The organism is Grimontia sp. NTOU-MAR1, from assembly GCF_035758505.1.
In the GTDB taxonomy this organism is placed as follows: Bacteria; Pseudomonadota; Gammaproteobacteria; order Enterobacterales; family Vibrionaceae; genus Enterovibrio; species Enterovibrio marinus.
In genome coordinates, this window is record NZ_CP142108.1 from 2,912,642 (window position 1) to 2,929,104 (window position 16,463).

10 protein-coding genes and 1 pseudogene are annotated in these 16,463 nt (G+C 49.0%); 6 read left to right on the top strand and 5 right to left on the bottom strand.

Annotated features, from left to right (window positions below; genetic code table 11):
• The first annotated feature begins 92 nt into the window (after nt 1–92).
• On the top strand, nt 93–1,523 hold the full coding sequence (gene lpdA / locus VP504_RS13525) for a dihydrolipoyl dehydrogenase (protein WP_062705399.1): 1,431 nt from the start codon (nt 93–95) through the stop codon (nt 1,521–1,523).
• A 50-nt stretch (nt 1,524–1,573) separates the two neighbouring features.
• Here the strand turns inward: lpdA and VP504_RS13530 are convergent, their stop codons facing one another.
• Both VP504_RS13530 and VP504_RS13535 read right to left on the bottom strand, forming a co-directional pair.
• Nucleotides 1,574–2,896: an IS4 family transposase gene (locus VP504_RS13530; protein ID WP_325891603.1), complete on the bottom strand. Its 1,323-nt coding sequence runs from the start codon at nt 2,894–2,896 to the stop codon at nt 1,574–1,576.
• Between the two features lie 135 nt (nt 2,897–3,031).
• A pseudogene (locus tag VP504_RS13535) lies at nt 3,032–4,940 on the bottom strand (methyl-accepting chemotaxis protein).
• Nucleotides 4,941–5,019: 79 nt separating this feature from the next.
• Between VP504_RS13535 and VP504_RS13540 the strand changes: the two are divergent.
• Both VP504_RS13540 and acnB read left to right on the top strand, forming a co-directional pair.
• Entirely contained in the window at nt 5,020–7,290 is a 2,271-nt protein-coding gene (locus VP504_RS13540) for a patatin-like phospholipase family protein (protein ID WP_325891604.1), read from the top strand.
• A gap of 227 nt (nt 7,291–7,517) precedes the next feature.
• Complete coding sequence (gene acnB, locus VP504_RS13545) at nt 7,518–10,115, top strand: bifunctional aconitate hydratase 2/2-methylisocitrate dehydratase (protein ID WP_325891605.1); 2,598 nt, start codon at nt 7,518–7,520, stop codon at nt 10,113–10,115.
• Nucleotides 10,116–10,185: 70 nt separating this feature from the next.
• Here the strand turns inward: acnB and VP504_RS13550 are convergent, their stop codons facing one another.
• From VP504_RS13550 to VP504_RS13560, 3 genes are all read right to left on the bottom strand, one after another.
• The gene (locus VP504_RS13550) at nt 10,186–11,337 is read right to left on the bottom strand and encodes a glycerate kinase (RefSeq protein WP_325891606.1); all 1,152 of its coding nucleotides are present in this window, start codon (nt 11,335–11,337) and stop codon (nt 10,186–10,188) included.
• 21 nt (nt 11,338–11,358) lie between these two features.
• Entirely contained in the window at nt 11,359–12,717 is a 1,359-nt protein-coding gene (locus VP504_RS13555) for a GntP family permease (RefSeq protein WP_325891607.1), read from the bottom strand.
• 114 nt (nt 12,718–12,831) lie between these two features.
• Nucleotides 12,832–13,962 (bottom strand): CdaR family transcriptional regulator, encoded by a 1,131-nt coding sequence (locus VP504_RS13560; RefSeq protein WP_325891608.1) that lies wholly within the window; start codon nt 13,960–13,962, stop codon nt 12,832–12,834.
• 159 nt (nt 13,963–14,121) lie between these two features.
• Here VP504_RS13560 and VP504_RS13565 point away from each other — a divergent pair, with 159 nt between their 5' ends.
• From VP504_RS13565 to VP504_RS13575, 3 genes are all read left to right on the top strand, one after another.
• The gene (locus tag VP504_RS13565) at nt 14,122–14,499 is read left to right on the top strand and encodes a YacL family protein (protein WP_325891609.1); all 378 of its coding nucleotides are present in this window, start codon (nt 14,122–14,124) and stop codon (nt 14,497–14,499) included.
• A gap of 281 nt (nt 14,500–14,780) precedes the next feature.
• Nucleotides 14,781–15,119, top strand: a complete 339-nt coding sequence (gene glnK, locus VP504_RS13570) for a P-II family nitrogen regulator (protein ID WP_002537421.1) — start codon at nt 14,781–14,783, stop codon at nt 15,117–15,119.
• 21 nt (nt 15,120–15,140) lie between these two features.
• Entirely contained in the window at nt 15,141–16,370 is a 1,230-nt protein-coding gene (locus VP504_RS13575) for an ammonium transporter (RefSeq protein WP_325891611.1), read from the top strand.
• Nucleotides 16,371–16,463 lie beyond the last annotated feature (93 nt).

The window sequence follows — 16,463 nt, forward strand, 5'->3', positions numbered from 1 at the left end:
CAAATGCGAGGCTAGACGTACCGCGCAGTGAAACAAATGGTTCAAAATAATAAAACTCTTAGTCAGGGATATAAGACTACAACGAGGTCAGAATGAGTAAAGAAATCAAAGCCCAAGTCGTCGTACTGGGTTCGGGTCCTGCAGGTTATTCAGCGGCGTTTCGCTGTGCAGACCTGGGTCTGGACACCGTTCTGGTAGAAAAATACAACACGCTGGGTGGTGTGTGTCTGAACGTGGGTTGTATCCCATCGAAAGCACTGCTGCACGTGGCGAAAGTTATCGAAGAAGCAAAAGCGATGGCTGACCACGGTGTTGTGTTTGGCGAACCAACTACAGACATCAGCAAAATCCGCGTATGGAAAGAGAAAGTTGTTAATCAACTGACTGGCGGTCTTGGCGGCATGGCCAAGATGCGTAAAGTAAATGTGGTTAACGGCTACGGTAAATTTACCGGCCCTAACACCATCGTGGTTGAAGGTGCAGATGGCGCGACCACTGTTAATTTTGACAACGCAATCATTGCAGCAGGTTCTCGCCCAATCGAACTGCCATTTATCCCGCATGAAGATCCACGCATCTGGGACTCTACCGATGCACTGGAACTGAAAGAAGTTCCTGAGAAAATGCTGGTTATGGGTGGCGGTATCATCGGCTTGGAAATGGGTACGGTTTATCACGCACTGGGTTCTCAAATCGACGTAGTTGAAATGTTCGACCAAGTTATCCCGGCAGCTGACAAAGACATCGTTAAAGTCTTCACTAAGCGTATCAGCAAGAAGTTCAACCTGATGCTGGAAACCAAAGTGACTGCGGTTGAAGCGAAGGAAGACGGTATCTATGTAACGATGGAAGGCAAAAAAGCACCTGCAGAGCCAACCCGTTACGATGCAGTACTGGTTGCTATCGGTCGTGTACCTAACGGTAAATTGATGGACGCTGAGAAAGCGGGTGTTGAAGTAGATGAGCGTGGTTTTATCAATGTAGATAAGCAACTGCGTACAAATATTCCACACATTCACGCGGTAGGCGATATCGTTGGTCAGCCAATGCTGGCACACAAAGGTGTGCATGAAGCGCATGTGGCGGCAGAGGTTATTGCAGGCAAGAAGCACTACTTCGATCCGAAAGTCATCCCATCCATCGCTTACACTGAGCCAGAAGTAGCTTGGGTCGGCCTTACTGAAAAAGAAGCGAAAGAACAGGGTGTCAGCTACGAAGTTGCGACTTTCCCGTGGGCAGCTTCTGGCCGTGCAATCGCGTCTGACTGTTCAGACGGTATGACGAAAATTATCTTCGACAAAGACACTCACCGTGTTATCGGTGGCGCGATTGTCGGTACCAACGGCGGTGAGTTGCTGGGCGAGATTGGTCTGGCTATCGAGATGGGCTGTGATGCTGAAGACATCGCCCTAACGATCCATGCTCATCCGACTCTGCATGAGTCTGTTGGTCTGGCTGCAGAAGTGTTTGAAGGCTCGATTACTGACCTGCCAAACGCGAAAGCGGTGAAGAAGAAAAAATAATTTCTGTCTTCATATTTAAAAAACGCCGCAATTGCGGTAATGCATGTGAATTAAGCTGAATGACGCTTTCTAGAAGGCCTAGTCGCATAGCGACTGGGCCTTTTCTTTACTGCTCTGGGATATGTCCTCTCCCGCCTCTCTGGAAGCACAAAGCTCTCTGCCATATCGAGGATATATCTGAGTACTTCTGGGTATCTGCCCGGCGCGACAGCCGGAAGCATCTGCAACTGACTCACCAAAAATATCGATGCCTGCTTAAAGCCTATTTGGTATGGCATCACCGTATTCAAGGAATACGCCATCTGGCACATCATAAAACGCAACAGGTTATAGGCGAGCAGCATTCCCCAAAGCTCCTGTTTCACTAACGCCGGCGTTTTACTTCTTAGCGTCAGGCTATTTTGAAGCATGGACTGTTTCATCTCTCGGTAGCCTAATTCGATTTCCCAGCGATGACTGTAGAGCTCTGCGATATCTGCACCTATATAACGCTTAGGGTCGGTCATGGAAGTCAGCAGTTTGACTTCTTTCCCTTTTATCTTGGTGGTAATGAGTCTGGCTTCCAGTGTATCCGGCGCATCTACCCACTTCTTTTTCGCTTGGGCAGTCAGGGAGAGCTCAACCAGCTCCTGACCGCGTCCCAGTTTTCTTAACGTCTTATATTGCGCCCCTTTACGAAGGGGAATTAGCCAGTGTCTTTCCTCTCCTTGGCTTTGCCAACGATGGAGAAGTCCCAATGCGTAGAAGCCTTTGTCAAACAGGGTAAGGCTATTGTCTTGGGCTTTGTCGATAAGCTGAGCGGTGAGGTCAATCTCACTGACCGAGACGGAGTCAAAGGCGGCACTGTTGAGCAGATGGCTCGTCAATTCCATGTGGCAGACCATGCGAACTTGGGGATAGTCTGACGTCGTTGTTTTATTACCTGTTCGACTAAACGCCTTATCATTGTCAGTCGTATCAGGTGTTCGCCAAACCACGCCATCGACGGCATGCAAAGTGAGCCCGTACCAATCGGGATGCGGGGTTTTCTCATGCCACAATTGCTGAGTTTGGTTGAACACCGCTTCTACGGGTTCATGTCCTAGTTTCTTACGGGCATGAATCACCGCGCTCGGCGCAACAAAAGGCTTCTTACCCGGAAGTAATATATCAAGCTGAGAGACCACCTTGCTCATCGATAGATGCCGATAAAGAGACATTCCCACCACGCTCCACACCATCAGTTCCATGGGGAGTCGACGCTTACGAATCGTGGCGACGCCCGTGTCTTCAAGACATTGATTAATCAGTGTGGGGCAAAGGAGATCTGATAGCCCATTGAGTTGGTCAGCAGAGAATTGGTGTATTCGGTCGAGCGCTTGCCTTAAGAACATAAAGAAATCCGAGTGCAGAGAAACACTCGGATTTTGACAGCCTATAAGGATCGTTCAACCGATCATTTATTGCTTAACTGATCGGCATTACCGCAATTGCGGCGTTTTTTTGTTTTCTCACTTAAGTGGATTCACTTAAAGCTTGAAGCGTTTTACCAACTCGCCCAGCCTGTGTGAAAGCTCACGTAACTCATCACTGGCACGGGCCATATTCTCGGCTGTATCAGCGGTTTGCTGGGTAGTCTCGTTAATGTCTTCGATGTTGCGGTTGATGTCAGCCACCACGGTCGCTTGCTCTTCCGTCGCTGTTGCGACTTGAGTGTTGATATCTGAAATCAGTACGATTTGTTCGTTGATTTGCATCAGTGCTGAAGAGGCATTCTGTGAAGCATCCGCGCCCTGGAAAGTCAGCTTGCTGTTCTCCATCGCCTTTACTGCCGACTGCGCTTCTTTCTGTAGATCATCAATCATCGTCTGGATTTCGTTAGTGGACTCCGCCGTGCGGCTTGCAAGGCTCCTTACTTCATCCGCAACCACCGCAAAACCACGACCTTGCTCTCCAGCGCGTGCCGCTTCGATCGCCGCATTCAGGGCAAGTAGATTGGTCTGCTCCGATACACCACGGATTACATCCAAAATACCGCCGATTTGCTGGGTATTACCTGCAAGCTTGCGGATCACTTCTGCCATGTTATTCATGTCCGTCGCGAGCTGTTGGATGTTGTCTTGCGCCGACATGACAACGCTCTGACCCGTCGCCGTTTCATTGGCTGCGTTGTTGGCGGAATCGGCGGCATGAGCAGCATTCGCTGCGATTTCATTTACCTTCGCACCCATTTCATTGATGGCGGTGACCACCAGCATAGTACGGTCACGCTGGCTTTGACTCTGGGTTTGGGTCATTTGTGCTTGAGCGGCAACGGTAGAAGCCGAGTTGTTAAGTGAATGACTTGTGGCCGCTACATCCCCCACCACCTGGTGAATTTTGCTGACAAAGCTATTGAACCCCTGCGCTAGTTGACCAATTTCGTCATTGCCCTTCACTTCAAGGCGTTGACGGAGATCGCCTTCACCTTCTCCGATATCTCGGAAGACTTTAGCCAGATCTGAAATCGGGCGTGTGATGGTGGATGCAAGGAAAACCGCAGCAATTGCAATCAAGGCACACACTAACATCGACAGCATAATGATTTGCTGCGCAGTACTGGTGAGCTCGTCGTAAACCTCGCCAGTTGGTACTTCGGTTACTACAAACCAATCCAAAGAAGGAATGTAGCTGGATGCCAAAAGGACATCTCGCTCATTGGTTGATGTCGTGATCAGGTTAAAGTCACGCTGAATTAACAAGTCGCGAACATTTCCCTGATACATCTGAGCGATATTGCTGGTGCCTGTGTAGGTACTGTTGCGGTGCAACTGCACCTGGCCATCGCGGGAAACCATAAACACAAAGCCGCTTTGCTCGATGGTGAATTGGTTCATGAAGTCGATCATGTTATCCATTGAACGGGACAGACCTACCAATAAGGGGCCGTTAAGCTGTTGATAGTTTACAAACAGCTTCAGGTCTCCATTTTCTTCGCGGAATACACTGTTAGTGCGTGCTTCGCCACTCTATACCAATTTGAAGAACCAGAGACTGTCTTGAGGTTTTAGCTGACGAAGAAACCATCTTGGTTCCAGTAGTCACCGTTTGCACAGTTAGAGACAGAGGCGTCCGTTAATTGATATTGTTGCCTCAGTGATTGAAGTGTTTCTGCGATCTCAGGTTTTTTACCTGGTTCTCCAGGCGCCTGAACAGCGGCCGCCATCATTGGCATGCCAGCGAGTTGTTCAGCGGCAGAGGCGAGTTGTGTGACACTTTGCTCCACTTCTTCGCGAATATTGGTGAGAAGTAATGGCAACTCGTTGTCGAGCAGGCGGGCCTCTACCATACCGTGGGCTTTGGCGAGACTCAGGAAACTGACGAGGGTTGTGGAAGCGATAACGCTGAGATTATCGCAAAAATGAGTTTCTGTTTTATAGTTAACCGATTGAAATACATTATTTTATCCGTGGTTCCGATATGCGTTCGGCGTCGTTATTACCGTTCATGGAACATTGAAATTGCAAGGCAGCAAAAAATGTTAATTAGTCTTCTAAAGGGCAGGTTGGTTACTGCAGCGGTACTGTTGTCGGCCATGCTGTCTGCATCTTTAGCGTTTGCAGGAAATAATTCTCAAAGGCCAACTATCGGTTTGGTGCTGGGGGGCGGGGGCGCGAAAGGTGCGGCTCACGTAGGTGTGCTCAAGGCTCTTGAAGAGATGCATATTCCTGTCGACTACATTGCCGGTACCAGTATGGGAGCCTATGTGGGGGGACTTTATGCAACGGGAATGAGCGCAGATGAAATCGGTGCCATGATGGAATCCATCGACTGGAACGAAGGCTATCAGGACAGGGTTTACCGGGGTGATCGCCGGATCCGTGATAAAAAACATGAGGACCGCTACAACCTCTCTACCAACCTTGGATTCGACTTCAAAAGCCTGAAAACCCCCCAGGGAGTTGTGCAGGGCCAGAACATGATCCGTATCCTTCGAGACTCGACGGGTAACCTGCCTTCCTTTGAATCTTTTGACCAAATGGTAGTGCCTTTCCGTGCAGTGGCTACAGACATCGAACGTCTCATACCTGTAGTGATTGGTGACGGGCAGCTTACCGAAGCTATGCTAGCGAGTATGGCGGTGCCGGGTGCTTTGCCTCCTGTAGAGCTCGAAGGGCATTATCTGGTTGACGGTGGTCCAGTTAACAACCTGCCCGTTGATGTGGCGAAAGCGCTGGGCGCAGATATCGTCATTGCCGTTGATATCAGTACCGACTATTACCCCGCAGAAGAGCTGGGCTCATACCTTCAGGTGATGAACCAGTTAGTGAACTTTATGGTTCGCCAGAGCACCGAAAATCAAATCGGTAACATGGACAAAGGCGATTTTTTGTTAACCCCGGATGTGGGAGGTATGGAAACCACTGAGTTTGACCGTGTGCCGGAAGCGCTCCAAAAAGGCTATGAAATTGCCATGTTAAATCGGCGTGCGTTGGAAACGATTAGCATGACTTCTGGAGATTATCAGGAGTACATAGAAGAGAAACAAAAGCGTCGTCGTATGATGTTGTACGGCGACACGCTTGACGTTGACCGTATCGTTATTAACAACGACACCAGCTTCTCTGATGAGGTACTAAAAGCGCGTCTTGATCTGCAAACCGGCAAAATGGATTCAGAAAATCTTGAGAAATCAGTGCAGAACCTCTACGCACTTGATCGCTTCGAAACCGTACGTTATCACCTGGAACAGGAGGGTAAGGAGAATGTACTGGTGGTGGACGTCACCGAGAAAAGTTGGGGGCCAAACTTTGTCGATTTTCGTTTCGCGTTGGAGGACAACTTCGAGTCAAGCACCAATTTCTCCGCGGGTGTCAGTATCAACACCACAGGTCTTTCAGATTATGGCGCAGAGTTGCGTTCAACGTTTGAGTTGGGGTCTGATAAAAAAGTGCAGGCAGAGCTATATTTGCCTTTCTCTGCGGAGCAGACATTCTTTGCTGAAATCCTTGGTGGCCTGGAAGTGAGAGAGCGCAACGTCTATTTGCGAGAAGCTGAACCTGTTCCGGGCAGTGATATATTTACCGTAGGAACTCGATACAGCGAGTTTATTGGAGACATCAGCATTGGCTGGCAACCACAGTTATGGGGTGAGTTTAAGCTCGGCTATCGCCATCTCATAGGCGAGGAGAAAATCGCAGGTGGCTTTGAAAATCAGGATTACGAGCGCGCCATGCCCTATTTATCTTTTACGCTAGACACGCTAGATAATCGGGTTTTTCCAAACTACGGTGCTTACATTGATGCTTCACTTGGTTATGCAAGGGATGAGGCTAAATATCAAGGAGAGTATTCTAACAGTGAGTCTGCAGTCCTCAATGTCGAAGGAATTTACGCCCAAAACTGGGGTAAACATACCCTCTACGGTAAGGCGAAATATGGCTCCATTAATGCCCGTGTAGGTAACGTACTGATTGAGCCGCACGAGTTAGGTGGCTTCCTCAACCTTTCAGGTATTCCACGAGATTCACTATGGGCAAACAATATCGCTTATAGTGCATTGGTTTATCGCTATCGTCTGCTGGATAACGACTTTGGGTTGTTTAAATCTCCCGTATATTTAGGTACTTCGCTTGAGTACGGTGGAGTGTGGAACAACCCAGATTTTTCACTAAAAGATATACCGTTTTACACGGCAGGCAGTATATTTGCTGGGGTCGATTCACCTCTGGGGCCAATCATTGTCGCCTATGGTCGTACAGAAAATGATCTCGATTCGTTCTATTTTATAGTCGGGTCCCACTTCTAAAGGACGCAGAGAACGAGGCGGCCGCTTCGTTCTCACTGATAAACCAATTGTTTCATTCCGTGCATGGAATTTAAAATTTGGTTAAAAAGTGATAACATGCCTGCTCCGTTACGCAGGGCACCATAGAAAGATAGCTACCTCCTACATTTCATCCGGTGCCTGCGAGCCGAGCTTTATTCCAAGGATGTCTGGCCGCGACGGCCGGACCGCAATATGAGGAAAACGTCGTGCTTGAAGCCTATCGTAAACACGTCGAAGAACGTGCTGCTCAGGGCATCGTCCCTAAACCACTTGATGCGGAGCAAACCGCAGCCCTAATTGAATTGCTCAAGAACCCACCAGCCGGTGAAGAAAGCACCATTGTCGATCTACTGGAAAACCGTATCCCACCGGGTGTTGATGAAGCAGCCTATGTTAAAGCTTGCTTTCTGGCAGCTGTAGCGAAGGGCGAAGATAGCTCTCCGCTGATTAGCCAAGAACGTGCGGTCGAACTACTTGGTACCATGCAAGGTGGTTACAATATCGAGCCGTTAGTCTCTCTGCTGGATGACGATAAGTTAGCGTCAATTTCGGCTAAAGCGCTTTCTCACACTTTGCTGATGTTCGATGCTTTCTATGATGTAGAAGAAAAAGCGAAAGCGGGTAACGCATTTGCCAAGCAGGTAATGGAATCCTGGGCAGAAGCAGAGTGGTTCCTCTCTAAGCCAAACGTTCCTGAAAAAGTCACCCTGACCGTATTTAAAGTGACTGGTGAAACGAACACTGATGACCTTTCACCTGCACCGGACGCATGGTCTCGTCCAGACATTCCACTGCACGCGCTTGCGATGCTGAAAAACGAACGTGATGGTATCAACCCTGACCAAGCGGGCGTTGTAGGTCCAATCAATCAAATCGAAGCGCTGAAAGAAAAAGGCCACCAACTGGTTTACGTTGGCGACGTTGTCGGTACGGGTTCTTCCCGTAAGTCTGCGACCAACTCTGTGCTTTGGTTCATGGGCGACGACATTCCAAACGTACCTAATAAGCGCGCTGGCGGTTTCTGTCTGGGCGGTAAGATTGCACCTATCTTCTTCAACACCATGGAAGATGCGGGTGCACTGCCAATCGAACTGGACGTTTCCAAGCTGAACATGGGTGATGTGATTGACGTTTATCCATTTAAAGGCGAGGTACGCAGCAACAGCACTGATGAAGTGTTGTCGACCTTCTCTCTGAAAACCGATGTACTGTACGATGAAGTGCGTGCAGGTGGCCGTATCCCATTAATCATCGGCCGCGGCTTGACTGATCGTGCGCGCGAAGCGCTGGGGCTGACACCGTCTGATGTATTCCGCCGTCCACAAGCCGTTGCGGATACAGGTAAAGGCTTTACGCTTGGCCAGAAGATGGTCGGTAAAGCATGTGGCGTTGAAGGTATCCGCCCTGGTACTTACTGTGAGCCTAAGATGACTACGGTCGGCTCTCAGGACACCACCGGCCCTATGACCCGTGATGAGCTGAAAGACTTGGCATGTCTGGGCTTCTCAGCTGACCTGACCATGCAGTCTTTCTGTCACACCTCGGCCTATCCTAAGCCAGTTGACGTAAACACTCACCACACGCTGCCAGATTTCATCATGAACCGTGGCGGTGTTTCCCTGCGTCCGGGCGATGGTGTTATCCACTCATGGCTAAACCGTATGCTGCTGCCAGATACTGTAGGTACTGGCGGTGATTCACACACCCGTTTCCCACTGGGCATTTCGTTCCCAGCAGGCTCTGGTCTGGTTGCATTTGCAGCAGCGACGGGTGTGATGCCTCTGGATATGCCTGAATCAATCCTTGTCCGTTTCAAAGGTGAAATGCAGCCGGGTATTACTCTGCGTGATCTGGTTCATGCGATCCCTTACTACGCGATCAAGCAAGGTCTGCTGACGGTTGAGAAAGCGGGCAAGATAAACGCATTCTCTGGCCGGATTCTGGAAATCGAAGGTGTTGAGCACCTGACCGTTGAACAGGCATTTGAGCTGTCTGATGCATCGGCAGAGCGCTCTGCAGCAGGCTGTACTGTTAAGCTGTCTCAAGAGTCAGTGAAAGAGTACCTGTCTTCCAATATCGTGATGCTGAAGTGGATGATCAGTGAGGGTTACGGTGACCGTCGTACCATCGAGCGTCGTATTTCTGCGATGGAAGCATGGCTGGCGAACCCAGAGTTGATGGAAGCTGACGCGGATGCAGAATATGCAGAAGTGATTGAAATCGATCTGGCTGAGATCAACGAGCCAATCCTGTGTGCGCCAAACGACCCGGACGATGCGCGTCTGCTGTCTGACGTTGCTGGCGACAAGGTGGATGAAGTATTCATCGGTTCTTGTATGACCAACATCGGCCACTTCCGTGCAGCCGGTAAGCTGCTGGATAAATTTGGCGGCACGCTGGAAACCCGTCTTTGGGTCGCTCCACCGACTAAGATGGACCGTGACCAGCTGACCGAAGAAGGCTATTACGGTATCTATGGCCGTGCAGGCGTGCGTATTGAAACTCCTGGCTGTTCACTGTGTATGGGTAACCAAGCGCGTGTTGCTGACAAGGCAACTGTACTGTCTACCTCTACCCGTAACTTCCCGAACCGTCTGGGTACAGGTGCGAACGTTTACCTGTCTTCTGCTGAGCTGGCATCTGTGGGTGCTATTTTGGGTCGCATCCCAACGGTTGAAGAGTATCTGGAATACGCGAAGCAAATCGATGCGACAGCGGCAGATACCTATCGATACCTGAACTTCCACCGCATGGATCAATACACCAAGAAAGCGGACGAAGTGATTATCCAAGCAGCCGTTTAATGCTTGAATAACAGAGAAAAGAAAGCCTCCCAATTGGGAGGCTTTGTTCGTTATAGGGGATACTGATTCTCTAGGTTCTAGACCCTAAGTTCAGGTTCAGTACCAGCATTCTTGCCACGTTCTGGGCGGTCAGTTCAACGTTCTCTTTCGCATTGGCCAGTGCATTTTCCAACGTACATGCGCCTGATACCACGCTAAATAATGCGTCTATGCCGTGGTCATACACTACGACGCTATCCTGAGTGATGCTGCCTGCGATGCCGATGACTGGAAGGCCAAATGTCTTGGCACAGCGGGCTACACCAATCGGGGTTTTACCGTGAATAGTTTGGCTGTCGATACGACCTTCACCTGTGATGACCAGATCGGCCCCTTTCAGCTGCTCGGAAAGGTTAATCGCATCCATCACAATCTCGATGCCAGGACGCAGAATGGCATTGAAAATACCCATCAATGCCGCGCCCATACCACCTGCTGCACCCGCACCCGCGCTGTTTTTTACATCACTACCAAGCTCTGATTTCATTACATTAGCGTAGTGATTAAGGTTGACATCCAGAGTTTTGACCATCTCCGGCGTTGCTCCTTTTTGCGGGCCGAAAATCGCTGATGCGCCTTTCTTTCCACATAGTGGGTTGTCGACATCACACGCGACTTCGAGTTTCACGTTCTTGAGGCGAGAGTCGACATCACTGCAATCAATGGTGTGAAGACTTGCTAGCGAACCGCCACCAAAGCCAATCGCTTGTCCGGCTTTGTCCAACAGCTTCGCGCCAAGTGCCTGAGCCATGCCCGCCCCACCATCATTGGTTGAGCTACCGCCGATACCAATAATCAGGTGGTTGGCACCATGGTCGAGTGCAGCTTTGATCAGTTCGCCAGTACCGAAGCTGGTGGTCAGTAGCGGATTGCGCTCAGAAGGAGAAACCAGATGAAGACCTGAGGCGGCAGCCATTTCGATGACGGCGGTTTCGCCATCACCCAGCAGGCCAAAGAAGCCTTCAACCGGTGTGCCAAGAGGCCCCGTTACTTCTACCTGAATAATACTGCCACCAGTGGCATCAACCAGTGATTGCACTGTGCCTTCGCCACCGTCTGCCATGGGCAGTTTGGTGAAGCGCCAAGCAGGAAGAACGGTCTTAAAGCCGTTTTCTATGGCCTGAGCGACTTCTGTGGCACTCAGGCTTTCTTTATAAGAGTCAGGGGCAATGACGACATGCATTCTTGGGCTCCAAAAAACAAATTACAGAAGTATTAAACTAAGAATATAGACGGTGATAATACCCGTCAGACCTTGTATAAGGGTGGCTATGGTTTGCGCTCTATATGCAGTGCTCACCGACATTTTGCTGAACTGGGTAACGACCCAGAAGAAGCTGTCATTGGCATGTGAGACTGTCATTGCTCCAGCTCCAATCGCCAGCACTGTGAGTACGCGTCCCATTTCGGTCGCTAATCCTAGGTCGCCTAGCATCGGTGCAACCAGTGCAGATGTGGTGACCAAAGCAACAGTTGATGAACCTTGCGCTGTTTTCAAAGCAGCGGCCACCATAAATGGCATAAATAGACCGATGCCCAGAGTAGAGAGCGCCTCGCCCAGTTGAGGCCCCACACCTGTTGCTTTAAGCACGGCACCGAATGCGCCACCTGCCCCTGTGATCAGCAGAATTGGAGCAGCAGTAGAAATCGCATCGGAAACCTGGGCAGTCAGTGCTTCACCTTTCGTTGGTTTATCTTCCGATGTTTTCACCAGTGGGAGGGCAATGAATAGGCCAACAACCAATGCATTAAGCGGTGAACCCAGGAAAGCCAATACGGTTTTTAATGTGCCGTCACCAAGTGGAGCACTTGGGTAATTGGCGATCGAACCGAGACAGATCAGGACTATAGGGATCAATATAGGGGAGAAGGCCTGAGCAGCTGTTGGTAATTTCCCGTAGCGGGCTTTGAGTGTTTCGTAACTCTCTGTTACTTCGTCATCTTCACCACACTCGTAGCGTGAAGATGCATAATTTGCCCAAGCCAGACCTGTCAGCGCAGTTGCTGCGGCCACAATCAGACCTAAACCAATGACCAGCCCTAAATTGTTTGTCAGATCGAGGTTACCGGCTGCGGCAATAGGGCCTGGAGTTGGTGGAACAAAAGTGTGTGTGGCATACAGGCCGGTTGCCAGCGCAACACTCATGCCGACAGCTGAGACGCCCATACGCTTAGTCATGGCGCGTTTCAGTGAGTTCAGAATCACATACCCTGAATCACAAAATACGGGAATGGATATCAGATAACCTATCAGTGACATGGTCAGTCTGGGAAAGCGATCACCAAGCAGTTTGATAATGGTATCTGCCATTGTGATAGCAGCGCCAGAGCGCTCAAGAATGGTACCAATGATGGTACCCAGCATGATCACCAGACCGATGTATCCCAGAATACCGCCAAAGCCACCACTGATGGTTTTAGCGATGCTACTCAATGGCAAACCTGAAAGTAAGGCTGTTAAAAAGGCGGCGCCAAGTAACGCGAGAAAGGGGTGAATTTTAAATTTGGACGTTGATAGCACCACAAATGCGATGGCTACCAATAACACGATAACGAGTTCCATGATTGAATCTCCTTGTAGGGTAATGGCATTTGTTATGTTGTTATCATGTTTATTTTCCAGACTGATATTGATGAAAACCATGTTCTAATTTACAAATTACCCAGCTCTATTTCGTTATTTTTTGTTTAAATTAACAATCCATTGTGAAGTCGGCCTTATAGTCAAAGCAGCATAAAGAAGCCCTTTATGCTGAAAATTTGTGAGTTCAAAACCGGTACATTCCTCAACCTGCCTCAGGCGGTAGCGCACCGTATTGGGGTGAATGGAAAGCGACGAAGCAGCTTTATCTATATCACTGTTCTGGAGAAACCACATTTGTAGTGTGCTCAGCAGAACCGGATTTTTATCGGTAATGGCTTGGAGAATAATTTCGACTTGTTCAAGTTGCCAAGTTTCGGAAATCGGATTAAGCAGGGCTGCCAGCGGGTAATCAGATATATTGGCTAAATGCACATTTTCCGGCAGACCATTCAGCAAAGAACATAATCCGGAAAAAGCACTGCGCACTCCACCAATGGAATGAGCTGGAGTGCTGAACACCCAGCGATATTTGTCAGTGCTTTTCATCTCTTTTAGCAGGCGCTTCTTACTTTTCTCCCAATGCGTGTGCAGCGTTTCCTGTTTCTTGCCTTGAAGGGGAAGAAGAATGACCAAAGTCATGCTGTTGCAACTGGCCTTGAGAATGTGTGGGTTAATCTGGGAGAGTTGTTTGGTGATAGTACGTTGGTCAATGTCAATCGGATGCTGCAAAAGTACAATACCATAGGGTGTGTCCATATTGACGTTGAGCTTGGCGGCAATTGAGCGCAAATGATCTTCGTTGGTTTCGTATTGTAACCACTGCTGAACAAATTCTTCTTTTCTGGTTTCACTCCACCTTAACAATTCCAATTCGTGTGCATGTTCAACCGTCATTTCGGCGGCCATTCTAACCAGCTCACCATACTGTCTGACATCCTCCAACCTTCCCGATATCCCAATTACCCCGATGGCTTGATCCTTAAAAAATATGGGCAGGTTAACACCGGGTTTTACGCCCCACATGTTGTGCTGCATTTCGTCAGTGATTTCGATAGTGCGCTTTTCGGATAGTGCCAGAATCGCGCCTTCGTGGCGTTGATGCAGCCTAGAATGATCGGTAGAGGCAATGATGTAACCATGTTCATCCATGACATTCAGGGCATTTTTTATGATCTTTATCGCGCGTTGGACAATGGCGTTGGCTAAGTCTGGCGTAATCTTCATGGATAGCTATGAAAGGATATTGATATTTCCCATAGATTACTTTTCGCAATGAGTAGCGTGCTTATTGTTGGTGAAATATGTGAACTTCATAAGTGAAAAAACGCGTTGCATCTTATTAGAGAATATAAACAATGGCCTCTCAATGATCGGAGGGTACACGTGGACTACGAATTTCGACGCAATACTTTAGACGATAGCTTTCATGCTGAGCTATCAATGGGACATGAGGCACTGGGGCGCTGGCTCGTTGATGAACTTGGGACAGACCATGATGCCATTGATGAAGTTTTGGAAAATCTGAAGCTGATGATGGAACAAGGTGGTGAATGGACACGCTCAGGTAAAGTGTTCCACTTGCAACTGACACAGGAAGAAGCCCTGGTGCAGGCCAATATCGTGCTCGAAGACAGCGAAGAAGATATGCCAGATGTTGATTTGCATACCTATGAAGAGGAAAGCGTGTCGCTTTGTGGACCAGAAGACCTCCTTTTGGTGCTTGAAGCCTGGCAAGATTTTATTCGTCGCTATGGTCGCTAACTAGCTGATATTTATAGATAACGGTAATGGATGACCGTTAGCCAAATCTTTTATCCTTCCCTTGTCTAACTTTCCTGACGCAACTTTTTGGTGCGTACACCTCAACTTTCCCCGGTATTGCCTGATTGCGGTGAATTTCACGCACCGTAATGGTGCATTGGAAATCTTTGAATTTGCAGCTTAACAGTAACTGTCTGAAAAATAACAAAATAAAAAACTGGCACGCCATTTGTTTATTACTTGACCAGAACACAATTAAATTCTGGTTCAAGGAGACGGTAATGAAATTGATCAACGCAATTATCAAACCCTTCAAGCTCGACGATGTGCGTGAAGCACTGGCTGAAGTCGGCGTAGATGGGATGACAGTGTCAGAGGTAAAAGGTTTTGGTCGTCAGAAAGGCCACACCGAATTGTATCGCGGTGCGGAATACCAAGTGGATTTTCTGCCTAAAGTGAAGCTGGAAATTGCAGCACACAGCGAAAACGTTGACGAAATTATTGAAGCCATCAGCAAGGCGGCACAGACCGGCAAGATTGGCGATGGAAAGATTTTTGTTTATGACCTCCAGCAAGCTGTACGTATTCGTACTGGCGAGATGGACGCAGAAGCGATTTAAGGGTTTAGGGGAGTAAGAAAGATGGAACTGACTACAACTGTGACAGAGCTGCGATACGCGCTCGATACCTTTTTCTTTTTAATTTCAGGTGCACTGGTAATGTGGATGGCGGCAGGTTTTGCCATGCTGGAAGCTGGTCTGGTGCGTTCTAAAAACACCACGGAAATTCTCACTAAGAACGTTTGTCTGTATGCAATTGCATGTACGACTTACCTGCTGGTGGGTTACAACATCATGTATGTTGACAACACGGAAGGCGGCTGGCTGCCATCGTTCGGTGCCTTGATTGGTACTCAAAGCGAAGGCGCGGACCACTCTCTTGAATCTGACTTTTTCTTCCAGGTTGTCTTCGTAGCGACTGCAATGTCTGTGGTTTCTGGTGCAGTAGCTGAACGTATGAAGCTTTGGGCTTTCCTGGTGTTCTCCGTTGTGCTGACAGCGTTTATTTACCCAATGGAAGGTTACTGGACGTGGGGCGGTGGCTTCCTGTCAGAAGCAGGCTTCAGCGACTTCGCAGGTTCAGGTATTGTTCACATGGCGGGTGCAGCAGCGGCATTGGCAGGTGTTCTTCTGCTGGGTGCACGTAAAGGCAAATACGGCAAAAACGGTCAAATCTACCCAATTCCAGGTTCAAACCTACCATTGGCAACCCTGGGTACTTTCATTCTGTGGTTTGGTTGGTTCGGCTTCAACGGCGGTTCACAGCTGATGGTGTCAGACTTTGAAAATGCAACTGCAGTTGGCCAAATCTTCCTGAACACTAATGCGGCAGCGGCGGCAGGTGCCATCGTAGCACTGGCGGTGTGTAAAGCGACTTGGGGTAAAGCAGACCTGACGATGGTACTGAATGGCGCGCTGGCTGGTCTGGTAGCCATTACTGCGGACCCACTGTCACCATCTCCAGTTGCGGCACTGACTATCGGTGGCCTGTCTGGTGCGCTGGTTGTTATCAGCATCGTTGGTCTGGATAAACTGAGGATTGACGATCCAGTCGGTGCTATCTCTGTACACGGTACTTGTGGTCTATTTGGCCTGCTGGCAGTACCTTTCAGCAACGCTGACGCGACCTTCGGTGCTCAAATCTTCGGTGCAGCAGTTATCTTTGCTTGGGTATTCGGTGCAAGCCTGGCGGTTTGGGCAGTGCTGAAAGCCACCATGGGTATCCGTGTAGGTGAAGAGGAAGAACTTGAAGGTATGGACTTCCACGACTGTGGTGTAGATGCCTACCCTGAATTTGTTAGCGTGAAATAATATGTAACACTTCTAGGCGCTTACCAAGCCCTGCATTCTTAGAATGCAGGGCTTTTTCGTATTTATCGGTTACATAACGTGTTGCGTGCACAT